The organism is Polynucleobacter sp. MWH-Spelu-300-X4, from assembly GCF_018687515.1.
In the GTDB taxonomy this organism is placed as follows: Bacteria; Pseudomonadota; Gammaproteobacteria; order Burkholderiales; family Burkholderiaceae; genus Polynucleobacter.
The window spans coordinates 203652-222823 of sequence record NZ_CP061294.1 but is presented as its reverse complement, the minus strand read 5'-3'; the positions used below and the strand labels follow the sequence as shown (position 1 = coordinate 222823).

Below are 19172 nucleotides of genomic sequence, written 5' to 3'. Positions count from 1 at the left end.
TTAGACATGTGCACGCTCCACCAACTTACCAGGAACTGCAGAAATAGAACCCGCACCCATGGTGATAATCACATCACCATCTTTTGCCATCGATAAAACCAACTCTGGCAAAGTAGCCACATCTTTAGCTAGCTCGATAGCTTGACCATCCAACAAACGGCCAGCATCTTTAGCTTTAGATAAAGCTTTAATTAAGCTCTCGCTATCAGCACCAGGGATACGAGCTTCACCCGCTGGATACACTTCCGTCAAAGCTAAAGCATCAACCCCTTGTAATACTTTCACAAAATCACCAAAACAATCACGTGTTCTCGTGAAGCGGTGTGGTTGGAAAGCCAACAACAAACGGCGACCTGGATAAGCACCTCTTGTAGCGGCAATCGTTGCCGCCATTTCGACTGGGTGATGACCATAATCATCCACCACGGTGCATGTGCCACCTTGCGGCAATTTAATTTCCCCATACTTCTGGAAACGACGGCCCACACCTCTAAATTCAGCTAAAGCTTTCACAATCGCTTCGTCAGAAACACCTAATTCCGTAGCAATTGCAATTGCAGCTAACGCATTGCGCACGTTATGCAAACCTGGCAAATTCAAAGTAATCATTAGTGGGCCCGGTTGAGCACCATGGCGACGCACCGCGTGACGGTGGGCGGTAAATTGCATTTGCGCACCGACAGCTTTCACATCGGTTGCACGAACGTCAGCGCCTTCAGATAAACCATAACGTAATACTGGTCGAGACACGAACGGCAGAATATCTCTCACATTGGCATCATCCACACACAAAACAGCAATGCCATAAAACGGCATACGTTGTGTAAATTGCACAAATGCGTTTTTCAATCTCGCCATATCGTGCTGATAGGTATCCATATGATCAGCATCAATATTGGTGATAACTTCAATCACTGGCAATAAATTCAAAAATGATGCATCAGACTCATCAGCTTCAGCAACAATAAAGTCACCCGTACCCAATCTTGCATTAGCACCGGCAGAATTGAGTTTTCCACCAATCACAAACGTAGGATCCAAACCACCTTCTGCTAAAACAGACGCTAATAAACTCGTCGTCGTTGTTTTGCCATGAGTGCCTGCAATAGCAATACCTTGCTTTAAGCGCATCAACTCGCCCAACATCACAGCACGCGGCACAATCGGCACCTTTGCCGCTCTAGCAGCTAAAACCTCTGGGTTATCTCCCGTCACAGCTGTGGAAATCACTACCGCTTCAGCGCTACCAATATTTTTCTCATCATGGCCGATATGAATTTCAGCGCCACATTCTCTTAAACGCTTCGTAGTCGCACTCTCAGCCACATCAGAGCCTGTCACGCGATACCCAAGATTCAATAAGACCTCGGCAATACCGCTCATACCAGCACCGCCAATACCTACAAAATGAATTTGATGAAGAATATGTTTCATGACTTCTTCACTCCCTTTTGTAGCTGTTCACAAACATCAGCAACATCTTGAGTTGCATGTGGCTTTGCTTGACTCAATGCTTTTTCTGCCATCTTCATTAAATCTGTTCTTGATTGAGTCTTTAAAAATTCTGTCAAGGATGCTGGGGATAAATCTTTCTGATTAACCAATGTGGCAGCACCTGCATCTGATAAAAAGCGCGCATTAAATGTTTGATGGTCATCTACCGCGTATGGGAATGGCACCAAATAAGAAGCCACACCTGCTGCAGATAATTCAGCAATCGTCATAGCACCCGCGCGGCAGATCACCAAATCAGCGTCTGCGTAAGCTGATGTCATATCTTCAATAAATGGTTTTACTTCAGCACTCACCCCGTATTGCGCATAACTTTGGCGCAATTGCTCTAGATGTTTCTCGCCAGACTGATGAACCACATGAGGCCTTTGCGCCTCAGGAATCAATGCTAAAGCAGCTGGCACAGTTTCATTTAAAGCTGCAGCACCTAAACTACCACCCACCACCAAAATACGTAACGGTCCTTGTCTTGATTCATAACGAATCGCAGGCGCTGGCAAAGTAGTCAAACCTGCACGCAATGGGTTGCCTACCCATGTAGCACCCGCTAACGCGCCTGGGAAAGCACATAGTGTTTTATCTGCTACTTTAGCTAAAACTTTATTAGCTAAACCAGCAATTGAATTTTGCTCATGCAATACCAAAGGCTTACCTAACAATACACTCATCATGCCGCCAGGAAACGTTACATAACCGCCCATACCTAAAACTACATTGGGACGTACGCGTCTAACCACTTGGATGCTTTGCCAAAACGCTCTTAATAAATTAAATGGCAACAACAATAAAGTTTTCAAACCTTTGCCGCGTAAACCACCGAACTGAATGCCTTCAAATGAGAAACCCTTAGGCGGCACTAAACGATGTTCCATACCCTGAGGATTACCCAACCAAGCAACCTTCCAACCTTTGTCACGCAAATACTCTGCTACAGCAAGCCCTGGGAAAATATGTCCGCCAGTACCACCGGCCATAACTAATAAAGTTGGCTGGGTTTGATTGAGTTGCATTTGATTAAGCTGCATTTGATGGAGTTGGGTCATAACTTACCCCCTCTCATCATGATGCGGTTCTCAAAATCAATCTTTAACAAAATAGCAATTGCTACCGCATTCATGACTAAACCTGAACCGCCAAAACTTACCAAAGGTAGTGTCAAACCTTTTGTTGGCAATAAACCTAAGTTCACGCCCATATTGATAAATGCTTGCCAACCAATCCAAATAGCAATGCCTTTAGCGACTAAACCTGCAAAGCTTCGATCTAATTGCAATGCAGTTCTGCCGATCAAGAAAGCTCTTCTAACAATCCAGTAAAAGATGGCGATGACAACAGCCACGCCCAAGAAGCCAAGCTCTTCGCCAATCACAGCCAAAATAAAGTCTGTGTGGGCTTCTGGTAAGTAATGTAGTTTTTCAACGCTACCACCAAGCCCCACACCAAACCATTCACCACGGCCAAACGCCATTAATGAATGGGTTAATTGGTAAGCTTTACCTGCAGCAAAATCATCGCGCCAAGGATCTAGATAAGCGAAGATTCGTTCGCGACGGAATGGCGAGAAAATAATAATGGCCGCAAAACTGCTAAGCGCTAAACCAATCAAAGCACCAAATAACTTTCCGCTAATACCACCTAAGAACAAGAGGCCCATCGCGATCATGGCAATCACCATGAACGCACCCATGTCAGGTTGTAAAAGTAACAACACACCGACTGCAATAACGGCGGCGCCCATCGGAGCTAAACCTTTTACAAATGAATGTAAATAATCTTGGCGTTGAACCGTGTAATAAGCAGCGAACAATACAACCGCCAATTTCATTAACTCTGAAGGTTGGAAGTTCATCACTAATAATGGAATCCAACGACGCGCACCATTCACGCCTTTACCCACACCGGGAATTAAAACGATGATGAGCAACACAAAAGCTAAACCAAAAATAGCTGGCGCCAATCGATCCCAAACTTTAAGAGGTACTCTAAACGCCAACATACCCGCACCAAATGCCATTGCAATCGAGATCAAATGACGCACCAAGAAATGGCTACTGCTGTATTTGGCATATTTAGGGCCATCAGGCAAAGCGATGGATGCTGAATAAACCATCACCAAACCAAGTGCCACTAACAATAAAGTTGCCCACAATAAAGGTTGGTCATATTCCATCATGCGTGAACGCGTTGGCTTAACAACCGTTGTAGCGTCACGCAAGCCCAAACGGAAATCATCAAAGCCTTCTTTAACGCTACCTTTAAAGCCCTTGAAGCCAGAGATGCTGAAGTTTTTAAATCGTTCGATCATGCACTCACCTGTCCACGAAGAACTGCCAACTCATTAACTGCATCTACAAATACTTGGGCGCGGTGCGCATAATCCTTAAACATGTCAAAACTGGCGCAAGCTGGAGATAACAAAACCACATCGCCACTTTGAGCCATAGCTTCAGCTTGATTAACCGCATCCGTTAAATCTGTCGCATCAACAATTTTTACGTTTGTTGCAGCAATCGCATCTTTAATTAATGGTGCGTCTTTACCAATCAAAATAACGGCTTTGGCATGCAAACCAATAGGTGCGGATAACGGGCTAAAGTCTTGCCCCTTACCATCGCCACCGGCAATTAATACGATACGGCGAGAGCTCGCATTAGATTCACCTAAACCATTTAAGGCTGCAATCGTTGCGCCAACATTAGTGCCCTTACTATCATCAATGTACTCAACGCCATCAATAATAGAAACGCTTTGAACGCGATGAGGCTCACCTTTGTATTCGCGCAAACCATGTAATAGCGGCCCCATTGGCAAACCAATTGAACTGGTTAACGCAAGCGCAGCCAATGCATTACTAGCATTGTGACGACCCTTAATGCGTAGCGCATCAGCGGGCATTAAACGCTTTAATCTAAGTGGCGCATCATCGTCGCTGGATTTTTTACGACGGCGTTTTGCTTTTAATTCAGCAGCTTCCCAATCAGGCTCAGCCCATACCAACCAATCAATACCGCCAGCTGCAGCATCATGGAAGATGCCAAAAGCATCTTCTTCTTGAGGAGCACTCACGCCAAAAGTAATGACTCGCGTATTTAATTGAGCACCCATCTCAAGCACTTGCTCATCATCACGATTTAACACAGCTACCGTATCTGGCCCAAAAATCTTTGCTTTTGCTAAAGCATAGTGAGTCATATCACCATGCCAATCAAAATGATCTTGCGTGACATTAAGAACAGTCGCAGCATCTGGATTTAAGGTATAGGTATGCTCTAACTGGAAGCTAGATAACTCCAAAACCCATACATTTGGCAATACTTCAATATCTAACAAACGATCCAATGCCGCTGGACTAATATTGCCAGCCACACCAACAGTCATACCAGCACGCTCACACAACAAACCCGTTAATGCCGTTGTTGTCGTTTTACCGTTAGTACCAGTAATAGCCAATAACTTAACTTGGTAATTTTGTTCTCTTCTTAATGCGGCAATCGCCTGGGCAAAAAACTCGATTTCGCTCCAAACAGAAATTTCTTTATCTTTCGCCATTGCCAAGAATGATTGAACTGGTTCTTGTAGTGGTGATAAACCTGGGCTAATTGCAATAATCTGAATACCCTCTAATAAATCAGCAGATAACTGACCTAAATGAATATCCGTCACACCCAAATCTCTAACTGCTTTTTCGTATTTTTTAGCTGAATCAGACAAAGCCTCTGCAGCACGCGTATCAGCAACTCGAACATCAGCGCCTTGCGTTTTGCACCAACGAACCATAGCAGCGCCAGACTCTCCCAAGCCAAGCACCAACACGCTAATATTTTTAGCGAGTTCTAAGCCAAATGGTTGCTGTAATTGAATCACTAATAACCTATCGCAATTTGAGACTTGATAAACCAATCAACACCAACAAAATGGTGATGATCCAAAAACGCACAACAACTTGTGTTTCTTTCCAACCTGTTAACTCAAAGTGATGATGCAGTGGTGCCATTTTGAAAATACGACGCCCTTCTCCATACATTTTTTTGGTTAACTTGAACCAAGTTACTTGCATAATTACTGAGACAGTTTCGGCAACGAAAATACCGCCCATCACAAATAGAACAATTTCCTGTCTAACGATGACAGCTACCGTTCCTAATGCACCACCCAAAGCCAAAGCACCCACATCTCCCATAAAGACTTGCGCGGGGTGAGTGTTAAACCATAAGAATGCGAGACCAGCCCCACTCATGGCGCCACAGAAAATCATGAGTTCACCAGCGCCAGGGATATAAGGGAATAAAAGGTATTTGGCATAAATCGCATTACCCATCACATAAGCAAATGCGCCTAAAGCCGCTCCCACCAAAATCACAGGCATGATGACCAAGCCATCTAAACCATCTGTCAAATTAACCGCATTAGAACTACCCACAATGACTAGGTAAGTTAAAACGATGAAACCCAAAACACCTAATGGATAACTAATTTCTTTGAAGAACGGTACATACAAATTTGATTTGGCTGGTAAGTTAATCGAGAACCCGCTCTTAACCCACGCCATAAACAATTCAAAAACCTTGAGGTTATTTACTTCAGATACTGAAAATGCCAAATACACAGCAGCAAAAATACCAATCATGGACTGCCAGAAATACTTCTCTCTTGATGACATTCCTTTAGGATCGCGGTAAACCACTTTCCGATAATCATCAACCCAACCAATCGCACCAAAACCTAGCGTCACAATCAACACAATCCAAATAAAGCGATTGCTTAGGTCCGCCCAAATTAATGTTGAAATAGCGATACCCAACAAAATCAATACGCCACCCATTGTTGGCGTACCTGTTTTTACCAAATGTGTTTGCGGGCCGTCTGTACGAACAGCTTGCCCCACTTTCATAGCAGTTAGTTTGCGAATGACCCAAGGGCCAAAAAATAAGCCGATCAAACCAGCCGTCAAAGTAGCCATCACCGCTCTAAAAGTGATGTAATTAATAACTCGGAAAAATCCGTAGTCACTTTGTAACCACTGCGCTAACCATAAGAGCATTAATGAATCTCCTCTGTCAAAGACTTAACTACTTGTTCCATACGCATAAAACGAGAGCCTTTTACAAGAACAGTCGTTGACTCATTAGATGGTCGATTAACTAAAGCAGTTTTGATATCTGCGCATAAATCCGACATATGATCAAAATGCTTAGCGCTACCACCAGAAGTTATTTTTGCTAAATAAGCACTCACAGCAGACTTGCTTAGTTCACCAGTAGCAAATAATTTTTTGATGCCTTTTTCTCCGGCATAAGCTCCTACCTCATGGTGGAACTCAGGGCCTTTTTCACCCACCTCGCCCATATCACCCAAGACAAGCCATGCAGGCTTGCCTGCTGAAGACAAAACATCAATCGCAGCTCTTACTGAATCAGGATTAGCGTTATAGCTATCATCAATCAACATGGTGTTTGAATTAAGCTGATGTTGTTGCATACGGCCAGATACTGGTTGGAATGCTTCCAAACCACGTTGAATGACCTGAAGAGATACGCCAGCTGCCAACGCAACCGCAGTAGCAGCTAATGCATTTTTAGCGTTATGCTCGCCCAAGATATTTAAAGTAAGAGTAAAGCCACCTTGTGGCGTCATCACCTTAACTTGGCTAGCCACTTCATTTTTCCAAGAGCCAGTAACTGCTGCTTTTTGAGCATCTTGCGTCCAAGCAAAATCGATCACAGATCTTGAGCCAGCTGTTGATCTCCAATAAGGGGTATATTCACTATCAGCCGGGAAAACAGCCACGCCATTTGCTGGTAATGCCGTAATCGCTAAAGCATGTTCTTTTGCCACTACTTCTACGTTCACCATGAACTCTTGATGCTCACGTTGCGCGTTATTAATTAATGCAATGTTTGCTTGAGCGATTTCAGCCAATTGCTTTGTTTCACCAGGATGATTCATGCCTAACTCAACAACGGCTAATTGATGCTGTTGATTTAAGCGCAATAAAGTTAAAGGCAAACCAATATCATTATTAAAGTTACCTTGTGTTGCTAATGCACAAGAATCGCCAACCGCCGCACTAAAAATACTAGCAATCATGCCTTTGACAGTTGTTTTGCCATTACTACCTGTAACAACTGCCAAATGTTTTAAATTTTGTTTACCGCAGGCTAATCGCCAGGCTTTAGCCAAATCTTGAAGACCTCGCAATGTATCTGGAACAACAACCCCTGGGAGATTCTTAGGCAACTGACTTTCTGAGCTAACAAGAGCTGCAACAGCGCCTTTAGCCGCTACATCATTTAAGAAATCATGCGCATCAAATTTTTCACCTTTAAGCGCAATAAAAAGATCACCTGCTTGAATTTGGCGGCTATCACTGATGATGCATTGAATAGCTACATCTTGATGAGCGACATGAACCAACTTAGCTGTTGGCAACAATTGCTGCACTTGCGCGAGGGTCATCAGAGTCGCTAAGCTCATCTAGCTGATCCTTCCATCGCTAATTGCAAATGCATTTGATCGGAAAACGGTGTTTTTTTACCAGCAATTTCTTGGGTATCTTCGTGACCTTTGCCCGCCACTAAAACGACATCTTCTGGTTTTGCTTGACGAATCACTTGCAGAATCGCTGTCGCGCGATCCACATTGGTTAAGGCACCACTGGCATTAGTAAACCCACTCAAAATTTGCGCGATGATTTGCTGAGGATCTTCGCTGCGTGGATTATCACTCGTTACCATCACATGGGTAGCGTAACGCTCAGCAATACCACCCATCAAAGGTCGTTTAGTGACATCTCTATCACCGCCACACCCAAATACACACCACAAATCACCATGACGCTTATCAGCAACAGGTTTTAATGTTTTTAAAACTTTTTCTAATGCATCTGGTGTGTGGGCAAAATCAACCACAGCCAATGGCGCACGACTTGATTTACCCTCAATCAATTCCACTCTGCCTTTAACAGGTTGCAATTTTTCAATAGCTTGCTTGACCTGCTCAACAGCCATACCGCCACCCAATAAAGTAGCGGCAACTGCTAAAGCGTTACTTACATTGAAATTGCCAATAAATTTAGTTTTTACATATCCCGCATTATTGCCATCAACAATGAGTTCAAATTCCATACCATGTTCAGTTGCCTGAATATGACTAGCTAATACTTTTCTAAATCTAGAGTTCATTTTGGTATTAGCAAAGCAAGGTAAGGCCAATAGATTTTCAGGCAAGGTGGCATAAGCCCAAACAGTTGGGGCATTTTCTTGCAATAAAGATGAGCCTAATTCTTTGAGACAATCTTGACCAAACGCATCGTCTGCATTAATCACCACATGTTGAACACCTGGTAACGCCAAAATTTTCTTCTTGGCATCCGCATACTCAACCATATCACCGTGGTAGTCCAAATGATCCTGGCTCAAGTTGGTCACAATCACTGTATCTAAGTAAGTGCCATTAATGCGGCCTTGATCTAATGCGTGTGAAGAAACTTCCATCGCCACACTTGTAGCGCCTTTATTTTTAATTTCACTTAACAAAGACTGTAAACGAGGGGCATCAGGCGTTGTAAATCCAGTAGGAACCACATCAGCTAATAAGCCAGCACCCAAAGTTCCAACTATTGCAGCTGGTTGTCCTTTTTGGTTGAGTGCTTCAGCAACCCACTGCGCAACACTTGTTTTTCCATTAGTGCCAGTCACACCAATAACGCGCATAGCTTGCGATGGCTCTCCATACCAATGAGCCGCAATGCTGCCCGCTTTATTTGCAAGATCATCAATAGCGACACAACGCTCATCTTTGCAAATATTTGCTAATTCAGCAGTTAGTCCTGTTGGCTCGTACAAGACAACTGCGGCACCTTTGTTTAGAGCTTCTGCGATAAATGAACGGTTATCCGTTAATTGCCTTTGATTACCAACAGGGTAAGCCATCATCACATCACCAGCTTTTAATGCGCGTGTATCACCAGTCATTTTTGCGCCAGCTTTAACAAGCTTTTGCAAAATGATTTCTAGTGGCAAGGCATTTACTGGCAACATGGCATTCATCTGCTTAACGACACCTTATGAGCAACACCAACTGGTGCAGCTTGTAAATCTTTATCTACCATCTGCTTTACTGCTGAGTCCGGCAAGATGTTCATTGAACGCAAAGTGCCAGCAACAATATTTGAGAACGCTGGGGCAGCAACTTCACCACCGTAGTGACCGCCTGCTGAAGGTTCATCAACCATCACAGCCACCACAATACGCGGCGCACTCATCGGCGCCATACCAACAAAGAAACCCCGGTATTTATTACCGGCATAACCTTTACCCTCAACCTTATGAGCTGTGCCTGTTTTACCGCCCACGCGATAACCTATAGTCTGAGCTTTAGTTGCTGTACCACCCGCTTGCGTTACCGTTTCTAACATTTCGCGCATCTGAATCGCGGTCTTCGCTGAAAGCACACGCGTTCCTTTGGGAATCGCATTGCTCTTATAGATGGTTGCAGGCACCAATTCGCCATCACGCGCAAAAATTGTGTAGGCGCGCGCCATCTGGAATAAGGAAGCCGATAAGCCGTAACCAAACGACATAATCGCCTGATCCATCGGCACCCAGTTCTTATAAGGGCGTAAGCGACCAGCGACCGCGCCAGGGAAACCGATATTAGGCGCTTGACCTAAACCTACTGACTGGAACATTTCCCACATATCTTGTGGCTGCAACTGCATGGCCATTTTTGCAGTACCAATGTTGCTAGACTTTTGAATCACTTCTGCAACTGTTAACGCGCCATACGGATGAGTATCAGTAATGGCTTTTTTACCCACCACATAACTCTTACCAATTGGCATCGATGTATTAGGCTGAACAATGCCTTTTTCTAAAGCAGTAGAAATCGTAAATGGCTTGATTGTTGAGCCAGGCTCAAACGTATCTGTTAGCACACGGTTTCTTAATTGCTCACCACTTAAATGCGCACGTGAATTAGGGTTATAAGTTGGCCAATTAGCCAAAGCCAAAATTTCACCAGTCTGCGCATCCAAAACAACTGCACCAGCAGCTTTTGCATGGTGCTTTTCTACGGCATCTTTAATTTCATTGAATGCTAAAAATTGAACTTTGCTATCAATCGATAATTGAATATCAGCGCCGTCTTTCGGTGGATGAATGACACCCAAACCTTCAACATAGCGACCCAAACGATCCTGAATCACCCTGCGGCGACCTGGCTGACCTGCTAGATCTTTTTCTCTAGCTAACTCCATACCCTCTTGGCCCTTATCTTCCACGTTGGTAAAACCAACAACGTGAGCCATAGCCTCACCCTCAGGGTACAAGCGACGGTACTCATTGTTTTGAGCAATACCTGGAATACCTAGCTCTTTAATTTGTTTAGCGACTTCTAGATCAACTTGGCGCTTTAAGAAAACTTGTGTGCGCTCTGACGATAATTTTTTCTTCAATTCAGCATCACTCATTTCTAACAAATGAGCTAATTGAGATAGTTTTTCTTTAGATAAATCTTCTGGAACAGCATCTGGGAAAGCAATAATCGCTTTCGCTAACAAGCTGGTCGCCAACACTTCACCATGACGGTCCAAGATTTTTCCACGGCTAGCAGGCATCTCAATAGAACGTAAGGTGGCTTTATTACCTTTTTCTTCATAGAAAGAGTTACCAAAACCTTGTACCCAAACAGCGCGCACACTTAATGCGATAAATCCAACAAAGATTAAAAATAAAACGAGCCTTGAACGCCACATAGGTAGACGCAAGACTAAGTTAGGTGTGGATGAAAAAGATATTTGCGGCATTAGTCCACCGTTACGTACTGAGTACGCCCTGGATTAATCGGTTGCATATGCAATTGCTTGCGAGCAATTTCTGTAACACGTGCTGCTTTAGATAAATTTCTTTGCTCATATTCAAGACGTAACCATTCTTGATTTAAGCGGCGCTCTTCTGTTTGAGCACGCTCTAGCGCAACATATAAGGAACGAGTTTTTTGTTGCGCGGCAACTAAGGACAATGCGCACAACATCAAAATAACCAAGAGGATGACTGTGGATCGATTCATCATCTCGCACCACCTTCTTGATTTTTAATTTTTCTCATCACGCGCAAAATGGCAGAACGTGCGCGTGGGTTCTCCTTAACTTCTTCCGCACTTGGTTTAATGCGCCCCAATAACTCTGCCATTGGCTTAGGCATTTGAGCTTCAGTTAACGGCAACCCTCTTGGTACGGAAATTTGAGACAAGCCTTGCATGAATTGTTTAACAATTCGATCTTCTAAAGAATGAAAGCTAATCACGGCCAATAGACCGCCTGGCTTTAAACAATTAAAAGCGGCGCTCAACCCACCCTCCAAGTCGGCAAGTTCTTGGTTGATATAAATCCGTATAGCTTGAAAGGTGCGCGTGGCCGGATCTTGGCCCGCTTCGCGGGTGCGGACGACACTAGCCACGAGCGTCGCGAGTTCTCTTGTCCTAGTGAGGGGCTCGCCTTGCTCTCTGCGAGCAATAATCGCCTTTGCAATCTGTAGAGCAAACCGTTCTTCCCCATAGTCTTTAATTACCCTCGCTATATCTTCTAGTTCTGCTACTGCTAACCATTCCGCTGCGCTCTGCCCGCGTGTCACATCCATGCGCATATCGAGTGGCCCGTCGTGACGAAATGAAAAGCCACGATCTGGATCGTCGATTTGCGGAGAGCTGATACCCAGGTCTAACAAAATGCCATCGACTGATGACTCCGGAATGTGCTCCGCCATTGAGGCAAAGCTCTCGTGAATAATCTGAAATCTTGGATCCGCAATCGTCTTCGCTTCTTCGATCGCAAATAGATCTTTGTCGAACGCGATTAACTTCGCTTGAGGCGGCAAGTTTTTTAAGATCTCTCTGGTGTGCCCACCACGTCCAAAGGTTCCATCGATGATGACAGGAGATAGATTTTCTGAAGTCAAATCTCCTAATACCGCGGTGACTGCCTCGGCCAGCAAAACTGGGCGATGGGTGTATGTCATGGTCGGCCAACATCAGAAAGTGAACTGTTTGAGAGCATCGGGCATGCCTTGTGCAATGGCTTTCTGCTCTTTTTCTGCGTAAGTAGATGCATCCCACAATTCAAAGTGACTACCCATGCCTAACAACATGACATCACGTTCAATATTTGCAGCGGCACGTAACTCTGGACTCACCAAAATACGACCCGAACCATCCATCTCAACATCAAAAGCATTACCCAAAAAAATACGGCGCCACCAATGAGCATCCATCGGTAACTGTGCAATGCGGCTTCTAAATGCTTCCCACTCTGAACGAGGGAATAAAAGTAAGCAGCCGTCTGGATGTTTTGTGAGCGTGACTCTGCCTTCGCCCTGTAACTGAAGGGCGTCACGATGCCTTGAGGGAATCGACATGCGACCCTTGGCATCGAGAGTTAATGCAGAAGCACCTTGAAACACTGAAATTTCCCCACTTTTTCACACTTTTCCCCACTTTAGAGGATGGCTAATTAATGGTCAAGTGTTTTGGGTACTTTTTTTGAAAATTCTTTATTTAGAACAAGCACTTAGAGCAACATGTTGAGAGAATTTTACACCTAAAATTCCAATAAAAACATAGCCCTGGAATGCACTCTTAAGAAGTTAGCTGAAGGTTTAAAGGCGATACGCCGTAGAGGTCATAACTTTCGACATGATTTTCATGGATTTTTTGATGAATTGAGGTAGTTCAGCCCCACCTTCTTGAATGGCCATATGGCCATGGGCTATCTCATCTGTGCGCATTTGATCAACAATAGCCCTTGATTTGTAGTCATTTGTAGGCAACTCCTGCAAATGACCATCCAAATGATGCTCAACTTGTTTTTCGGTCTCAGCAACAAACCCTAGGCTAACTTTATCGCCCGCCAAACCAGCCAAACTACCTAAAACAAAGGAGCCGGCATACCAAAGAGGATTAAAAACACTCGGGCTCGCGTTTAATTCTTCAAGTCTATGAGCACACCACGCCAAATGATCTTCTTCCTCTAGCGCCGCATGATCTAACTTTTCTTTTAAATCATCACTTTTTGCGTGGAGTTTTTGAGATTGGTACAAAGCTTGAGCACATACTTCGCCCACATGATTAATGCGCATCAAACCAGCAGCATGTTTTTTCTCTGCTTCAGTCAAAGAAGTTTCTGAAGTTGCCTCAGAGAGATGAGCAGGCGCAGGCACTGCTCTTCTCATAGGCGTACTACCAACAACTGATCTCAACGCGCGATCAAACTCAACAATGAAGTTATCTACCAAATAGGTGGAAGAACTTTTTGAAGAAGTCATGCGTTAATTTATTTTTTAAACTAAAACTTCTGCCTTGCACGCAGTCTTAGTTTTTAAACCCAACTCTGCCAACAACTCACGATCAGCATCTGCTTCTGGGTTATCAGTTGTTAATAATTTATCGCCGTAAAAAATTGAATTAGCACCAGCCATAAAGCACATTGCTTGAACTGCACGACCTAACTCCTGACGACCAGCTGATAAGCGTACGCGGGCAGTTGGCATGGTGATACGAGCAATTGCAATCGTACGCACAAACTCAAGAGGATCCACACCCTTTTGATCTGCTAAAGGTGTGCCTGCAACAGGAACTAAATGGTTAATAGGCACAGACTCTGGATAAGGATTTAAGTTCGCTAACTTCGCAATAAAAGCTGCGCGTTGACGACGATTCTCACCCATACCAATAATGCCGCCACAACAAACAGACATGCCGGCACTACGCACGCTTTGCAATGTATCTAAACGGTCTTGATACTCACGCGTCTGAATCACAGAGCCGTAAAAATCTTCGCTCGTATCTAAGTTATGGTTGTAGTAATCCAAACCAGCATCACCCAAGGCCTTTGCTTGCTCAGGCTCTAACATCCCTAAAGTTGCGCAAGTTTCCAAACCAAGATCTTTAACACCCTTAATCATCGCAACCACTTTTTCGATATCGCGATCTTTGGGTTCACGCCAAGCAGCGCCCATACAAAAACGATTAGAGCCAGCTGCTTTAGCAGCCTTTGCGGCCTCAAGCACTTCTTCAACATCCATCAGCTTAGTGGCTTTGACATCTGTGTGATATCTGGCCGCTTGAGGACAGTAGCCACAGTCTTCTGGGCAACCACCGGTCTTGATCGATAAAAGCGTTGCTAGCTCAATATCACCCTCAGGAAAATTTTCACGATGAACTGCGGCAGCGCGCGCCATAAGCTCATTCATTGGTAATTCGTAAAGTTCTAGTACTTGATCAACAGTGGTAGACATAAGGCTTTTCAAAAAATCTTGGTAATAATTGCTAATGATACAGGTCGAAGTGGTCAAATAGAGCCTATGCGAAACATCATCTCATTCATATTCTTGTTAGTTTTGAGTCAAATCAGCCATGCTGATAAATCTTGGCCCTATGCAAGCCATGAACCAGTCAAAATTATCGTTACCTTTACCCCTGGCGGCGCCCCGGATATTTTGGCTCGTGTCTTAGCCGAAGGTTTCCAAAAAAACTTTAATAATCAAGTGATTGTGGAAAATAAACCAGGCGCTGGCGGCAATATTGGTACGGAAATGGTAGCTAAAGCAACGCCCGATGGCTACACGCTTTTAATTGGAACTGTCGGCACGCTGACGATTAATCCTTACTTATATAAAAATCTAACGTATGACGCCCACAAGGATTTAGAACCCATTACTTTTTTAGCAAGCACCCCCAATGTGTTGGTGATTAATAAAAATGTTCCTGCGAATGATTTAAAAAGCCTTGTGGCATTCATCAAATCAAAACCAGACCAATTAAGTTACGCATCATCAGGTATTGGTACATCGATTCATCTATCGGGTGAACTATTTCAAGATCTGACTAAAACAAAAATGCGGCACATTCCCTACAAAGGGAGAGCCCAAGCTATTCCAGATCTACTCGCTGGCAGAGTTCAAATGAGTTTTGATAATTTAACCTCCGCCATGCCATTGATTAAGTCGGGCGATTTAAAAGCGATTGGCGTAACCAGTCTGCAACGCTCACCTCACGCACCAGATATTCCTAGCTTAAGTGAGCTAGGTGTTCCACAATTAAAAAACTTTAATGTCACATCCTGGTTCTCGTTAATGGGTCCTGCAGGCATGCCTAAAGAAGATGTGGCAAAAATAGCGGCTGAAGTAAAACGCATTTTGAATACCCCTGAAACGAAAGAGCGCTTATTGGGTCTAGGTCTTGAGCCAAACCCTCAAGGCCCTCAAGCTCTTAATCGTTTGATACAAGCAGATTCAAAACGTTGGTCGAAGTTAATTCAAGAAACAGGTATAAAGGCTGAATGAGTCAGAACCATAGTTCACAGTCGCAAAAATGGATAGAACGCAGCTTAAAGTCTGTGTGGCATCCATGCACGCAAATGAAACACCATGAGCAATTTCCCTTGGTGGCGCTTTCTCATGGAAAAGGTGTTTGGCTCTACGATCAAGACGAGAAAAAATACCTTGATGCGGTGAGCTCTTGGTGGGTGAACTTATTTGGGCATGCCAACACCAGCATTAACCAAGCACTTAAAGACCAATTAGATACGCTTGAGCACGCGATGCTAGCCGGCTTTACGCATCCGCCTGTTGTTGAGCTATCAGAGCGCTTAAGTGCTTTAACCAATCATCAGCTAGGCCACGCATTTTTTGCGTCCGATGGCGCCTCAGCCATTGAAATCGCTTTAAAGATGAGCTTTCATTACTGGCAGAACATTGGACAACCCAATAAAAAAGAATTTATTTGCTTAAAGAATAGTTATCACGGCGAAACACTAGGCGCTCTTGCAGTGACTGATGTAGCTATTTTCAAAGATGCTTATGGTCCATTAATTGGTCAAGCGCATATCGTTGAAAGCCCAGCCTCACCATCTCAAGAAAAAGAGCTCATGGCTCGTCATACGCAAAATGCATTATTAGCGCTTGAGGAAACCTTAAAAAAACATTCTCAGAATATTGCGGCGCTCATTGTTGAACCTTTGGTTCAGTGCGCAACGGGCATGGCCATGTATGACCCTAGCTATTTATCTGGCGCAAGAAAACTTTGCAATCAATACCAAATTCATTTGATCGCCGATGAAATTGCTGTTGGCTGTGGTCGCACAGGCACCTTCTTCGCGGTAGAGCAAGCCAATATTTGGCCAGACTTTATTGCGTTATCAAAAGGTATTAGCGGCGGTTATTTACCACTATCGTTAGTTTTAACAACGGATACCATTTATCAAGCTTTCTATCACGACGATGTCACTAGAGGTTTCCTGCACTCACATTCATACACAGGGAACCCACTTGCTTGTCGTGCAGCATTAGCAACATTAGATATTTTTGACAAAGAAAATATCATCGAAAAGAACAAACTATTAGCGCAAGAAATAGCGCAAGCATTTAGCTGGGTACAACAAGATCGACATATCGAACATATTCGACAACAAGGCATGATCTTTGCGTTTGATGTCAAAGAAGCATATGCCCCTGCAGGTTTTGCAAAGAAATTTTTCAGTGAAGCGCTCAACCAAGGCGTATTAGTACGCCCAATTGGCAACACGATTTACATCATGCCCCCATACATCATCAATACAGAGGAACTTGCATTCTTATCCAAAGGCATTCAAGTGAGCCTGCATGCTGTTTTAAAAGAGCCTACCTAAACTATGAGCAATCGATACATTCGCCATTACTCATCTCTTTTAGAAGATTTAGAGAGCGATTCTTTACGTAGAAAACTCAAAGTAAGTGAAAGTGCTAGCGCGCCACTAATGAAAATTAATGGCCGTCAAATGTTAACTTTCTGTAGCAACGATTACTTAGGTTTAGCGAATCACCCTGAATTAGCAACAGCACTTAAAAAGGGTGTTGATCTTTATGGTGCAGGTAGCGGTGCGTCACACATGATTAGTGGCCATAGCCTTGCACATGAACAACTAGAGTTAGCTCTCGCAAAAACACAAAGCGCTCACATACCGGAAGTCAAAGCCTTATTTATCAGCACTGGCTATATGGCCAATGTGGCCTGCATTACTGGGCTAAGCGCGGGGCTCAATGCCAAATCTACAACAACAGATAAAAACAATGCCGCCGCTCACATGAGCATTTATTCAGAAGAACTGAATCATGCTTCGCTGATTGATGGCGTTCGTTTAGCTCATAAGCAAAATCACGCGGCCATTCATGTATACCCACATCAAGATTTAAACACTCTTGAAAGTCTTTTACAAAAAGACAGCAATCCATTTAAGTTAATCATTACAGATGCCGTATTCAGCATGGATGGCAATATTGCCAAAATTGATCAGTTACTTCAGTTAGCTGAAACATACGATGCGCTACTCATGATTGATGATGCTCATGGTTTCGGAGTGCTTGGGCAACATGGTCATGGTGCGCTAGAACACTTTGGCATTACAGCCAATGATCCACGCGCCTCTAGAATTATCTATATCGGCACCTTAGGTAAAGCAGCAGGACTAAGTGGTGCTTTTATCGCAGCTCACCCATCATTAACTGAATGGGTCATGCAAAAAGGTCGCGCCTACATTTATACAACTGCCAGCCCACCTAGTACTGCTTATGGTTTACTAAAAAGTCTAGAACTCATGGCTGATGAAAGTCACAGAAATAATCTAAATAGCAATATTGCCTACTGGAAAAAGAATCTCCGCTTAAAGCAATGGCAACTCATGCCATCTAATACAGCCATTCAACCAATCGTTATTGGCAGCAATGAAGCTGCATTACAAGCAGCAAAAGCTCTAGATACATTAGGTATTTGGGTGCCCGCCATCAGGCCACCAACAGTTCCTGCAGGTAGCGCACGTCTACGTGTGACTTTATCTGCAGCACATACGCATCAACAAATCGATACTTTGATAAAGTCATTACATGACATCGAAAATCAATAATCCAAGCACGAATTTGAAACCAAACTCAAAACCTGGTTTCTTTGTAACAGGCACCGATACAGAAGTTGGTAAAACACTGGTATCTGGTGCACTGCTTTTATTGTTGAGTAAAAAACATGCTTTGGTTAGCGGCTATAAACCTGTTGTCGCAGGGTTAAGCGACATCGGTGGTCAATTACAAAATGAAGATTTAGTAACACTACAACTAGCATCAAGTTATCAGGCTAAGAACATTTCTGAAATTTGTCCCTATCAACTAGAAACGCCTGCCGCACCTCATTTGGTTGCGAAAAAACTTAATGTCACTCTCAGCTATCAACGCATGCTGGATGGTTATTTGTCTTTGCGCGACCGAGTAGATGCGATAGTCGTTGAAGGTGCTGGAGGATTTTTAGTGCCGTTTCATGAAAACAAACATAGCGGTGACTTTGCTAAAGACATCGGCTTACCAGTTATTTTGGTGGTTGGTATGCGACTAGGCTGCATCAGCCACGCCTTGTTAACAGCAGAAGCGATTCGTCAAAGAGGTTTAACCATAGCAGGTTGGGTAGCCAATACATTGGCACACCCTATGAATATGCTTACTGAGAATATCGAGACACTTAATCAGTTACTAAATGCGCCACTATTGGGTACTATTCCAACACTAGAACAAGATCTTGCAAAAACACCTTATAGCAAAACAGCCCTCGAAAGGGCTGCTAGCTATCTTCACTTACCGAACTAAACT

Annotated in this window: 17 protein-coding genes; 4 read left to right on the top strand and 13 right to left on the bottom strand. The window is 43.8% G+C overall.

The annotated features are described in order from the left end of the window. From murC to bioB, 13 genes are all read right to left on the bottom strand, one after another. A complete protein-coding gene (gene murC, locus ICV01_RS01175) occupies positions 1-1434 on the bottom strand; it encodes a UDP-N-acetylmuramate--L-alanine ligase (RefSeq protein WP_215287855.1) in 1434 nt (477 codons plus the stop codon). Then, positions 1431-2522 carry an undecaprenyldiphospho-muramoylpentapeptide beta-N-acetylglucosaminyltransferase gene (murG, locus tag ICV01_RS01170; protein ID WP_215289064.1) on the bottom strand — a complete coding sequence of 364 codons (1092 nt, stop codon included), beginning with the start codon at positions 2520-2522 and terminating at the stop codon, positions 1431-1433. Before murG ends, murC begins: the two co-directional genes overlap by 4 nt. A gap of 29 nt (positions 2523-2551) precedes the next feature. Next, a complete protein-coding gene (ftsW, locus tag ICV01_RS01165) occupies positions 2552-3817 on the bottom strand; it encodes a putative lipid II flippase FtsW (protein ID WP_215287854.1) in 1266 nt (421 codons plus the stop codon). Beyond that, positions 3814-5376 carry a UDP-N-acetylmuramoyl-L-alanine--D-glutamate ligase gene (murD, locus tag ICV01_RS01160; protein WP_256440717.1) on the bottom strand — a complete coding sequence of 521 codons (1563 nt, stop codon included), beginning with the start codon at positions 5374-5376 and terminating at the stop codon, positions 3814-3816. The genes ftsW and murD overlap by 4 nt, the downstream gene beginning before the upstream one ends. Before the next feature lie 7 nt (positions 5377-5383). Then, the gene (gene mraY, locus ICV01_RS01155; protein WP_215287853.1) at positions 5384-6553 is read right to left on the bottom strand and encodes a phospho-N-acetylmuramoyl-pentapeptide-transferase; all 1170 of its coding nucleotides are present in this window, start codon (positions 6551-6553) and stop codon (positions 5384-5386) included. Further along, positions 6553-7986 carry a UDP-N-acetylmuramoyl-tripeptide--D-alanyl-D-alanine ligase gene (murF, locus tag ICV01_RS01150; RefSeq protein ID WP_215287852.1) on the bottom strand — a complete coding sequence of 478 codons (1434 nt, stop codon included), beginning with the start codon at positions 7984-7986 and terminating at the stop codon, positions 6553-6555. The genes mraY and murF overlap by 1 nt, the downstream gene beginning before the upstream one ends. Next, a complete protein-coding gene (locus tag ICV01_RS01145; protein WP_215287851.1) occupies positions 7983-9560 on the bottom strand; it encodes a UDP-N-acetylmuramoyl-L-alanyl-D-glutamate--2,6-diaminopimelate ligase in 1578 nt (525 codons plus the stop codon). Before ICV01_RS01145 ends, murF begins: the two co-directional genes overlap by 4 nt. Continuing rightward, positions 9557-11317, bottom strand: a complete 1761-nt coding sequence (locus ICV01_RS01140) for a penicillin-binding protein 2 (protein ID WP_215287850.1) — start codon at positions 11315-11317, stop codon at positions 9557-9559. Before ICV01_RS01140 ends, ICV01_RS01145 begins: the two co-directional genes overlap by 4 nt. After that, positions 11317-11583, bottom strand: a complete 267-nt coding sequence (gene ftsL / locus ICV01_RS01135; RefSeq protein ID WP_251369361.1) for a cell division protein FtsL — start codon at positions 11581-11583, stop codon at positions 11317-11319. Before ftsL ends, ICV01_RS01140 begins: the two co-directional genes overlap by 1 nt. Beyond that, the gene (gene rsmH, locus ICV01_RS01130; protein ID WP_215287849.1) at positions 11580-12527 is read right to left on the bottom strand and encodes a 16S rRNA (cytosine(1402)-N(4))-methyltransferase RsmH; all 948 of its coding nucleotides are present in this window, start codon (positions 12525-12527) and stop codon (positions 11580-11582) included. The genes ftsL and rsmH overlap by 4 nt, the downstream gene beginning before the upstream one ends. A 12-nt stretch (positions 12528-12539) precedes the next feature. Continuing rightward, on the bottom strand, positions 12540-12968 hold the full coding sequence (mraZ, locus tag ICV01_RS01125) for a division/cell wall cluster transcriptional repressor MraZ (RefSeq protein ID WP_215287848.1): 429 nt from the start codon (positions 12966-12968) through the stop codon (positions 12540-12542). Between the two features lie 195 nt (positions 12969-13163). Continuing rightward, entirely contained in the window at positions 13164-13829 is a 666-nt protein-coding gene (gene coq7, locus ICV01_RS01120) for a 2-polyprenyl-3-methyl-6-methoxy-1,4-benzoquinone monooxygenase (RefSeq protein WP_215287847.1), read from the bottom strand. Between the two features lie 15 nt (positions 13830-13844). Beyond that, positions 13845-14801, bottom strand: a complete 957-nt coding sequence (bioB, locus tag ICV01_RS01115) for a biotin synthase BioB (protein WP_215287846.1) — start codon at positions 14799-14801, stop codon at positions 13845-13847. 66 nt (positions 14802-14867) lie between these two features. Between bioB and ICV01_RS01110 the strand changes: the two genes are divergently transcribed. Genes ICV01_RS01110 through bioD form a run of 4 tightly spaced genes read left to right on the top strand, consistent with a single transcriptional unit; the run spans position 14868 to position 19169 of the window. Next, a complete protein-coding gene (locus tag ICV01_RS01110; protein WP_215287845.1) occupies positions 14868-15848 on the top strand; it encodes a tripartite tricarboxylate transporter substrate binding protein in 981 nt (326 codons plus the stop codon). Then, entirely contained in the window at positions 15845-17191 is a 1347-nt protein-coding gene (gene bioA / locus ICV01_RS01105) for an adenosylmethionine--8-amino-7-oxononanoate transaminase (protein ID WP_215287844.1), read from the top strand. Before ICV01_RS01110 ends, bioA begins: the two co-directional genes overlap by 4 nt. A gap of 3 nt (positions 17192-17194) precedes the next feature. Next, complete coding sequence (locus ICV01_RS01100; RefSeq protein WP_215287843.1) at positions 17195-18442, top strand: 8-amino-7-oxononanoate synthase; 1248 nt, start codon at positions 17195-17197, stop codon at positions 18440-18442. Continuing rightward, on the top strand, positions 18423-19169 hold the full coding sequence (bioD, locus tag ICV01_RS01095) for a dethiobiotin synthase (protein ID WP_215287842.1): 747 nt from the start codon (positions 18423-18425) through the stop codon (positions 19167-19169). Before ICV01_RS01100 ends, bioD begins: the two co-directional genes overlap by 20 nt. Positions 19170-19172: the final 3 nt, after the last annotated feature.

What these genes read in the sequence shown, in the direction of transcription:
- bioD (WP_215287842.1), top strand. Translation starts at nt 18,423, where the DNA reads ATGACATCGAAAATCAATAATCCAAGCACGAATTTGAAACCAAACTCA.
- murF (WP_215287852.1), bottom strand. Translation starts at nt 7,986, where the DNA reads ATGAGCTTAGCGACTCTGATGACCCTCGCGCAAGTGCAGCAATTGTTG.
- ftsW (WP_215287854.1), bottom strand. Translation starts at nt 3,817, where the DNA reads ATGATCGAACGATTTAAAAACTTCAGCATCTCTGGCTTCAAGGGCTTT.
- ICV01_RS01140 (WP_215287850.1), bottom strand. Translation starts at nt 11,317, where the DNA reads ATGCCGCAAATATCTTTTTCATCCACACCTAACTTAGTCTTGCGTCTA.
- ICV01_RS01110 (WP_215287845.1), top strand. Translation starts at nt 14,868, where the DNA reads ATGCGAAACATCATCTCATTCATATTCTTGTTAGTTTTGAGTCAAATC.
- ICV01_RS01145 (WP_215287851.1), bottom strand. Translation starts at nt 9,560, where the DNA reads ATGAATGCCATGTTGCCAGTAAATGCCTTGCCACTAGAAATCATTTTG.
- bioA (WP_215287844.1), top strand. Translation starts at nt 15,845, where the DNA reads ATGAGTCAGAACCATAGTTCACAGTCGCAAAAATGGATAGAACGCAGC.
- murG (WP_215289064.1), bottom strand. Translation starts at nt 2,522, where the DNA reads ATGCAACTCAATCAAACCCAGCCAACTTTATTAGTTATGGCCGGTGGT.
- mraY (WP_215287853.1), bottom strand. Translation starts at nt 6,553, where the DNA reads ATGCTCTTATGGTTAGCGCAGTGGTTACAAAGTGACTACGGATTTTTC.
- ftsL (WP_251369361.1), bottom strand. Translation starts at nt 11,583, where the DNA reads ATGATGAATCGATCCACAGTCATCCTCTTGGTTATTTTGATGTTGTGC.
- coq7 (WP_215287847.1), bottom strand. Translation starts at nt 13,829, where the DNA reads ATGACTTCTTCAAAAAGTTCTTCCACCTATTTGGTAGATAACTTCATT.
- rsmH (WP_215287849.1), bottom strand. Translation starts at nt 12,527, where the DNA reads ATGACATACACCCATCGCCCAGTTTTGCTGGCCGAGGCAGTCACCGCG.
- ICV01_RS01100 (WP_215287843.1), top strand. Translation starts at nt 17,195, where the DNA reads ATGAGCAATCGATACATTCGCCATTACTCATCTCTTTTAGAAGATTTA.
- bioB (WP_215287846.1), bottom strand. Translation starts at nt 14,801, where the DNA reads ATGTCTACCACTGTTGATCAAGTACTAGAACTTTACGAATTACCAATG.
- murC (WP_215287855.1), bottom strand. Translation starts at nt 1,434, where the DNA reads ATGAAACATATTCTTCATCAAATTCATTTTGTAGGTATTGGCGGTGCT.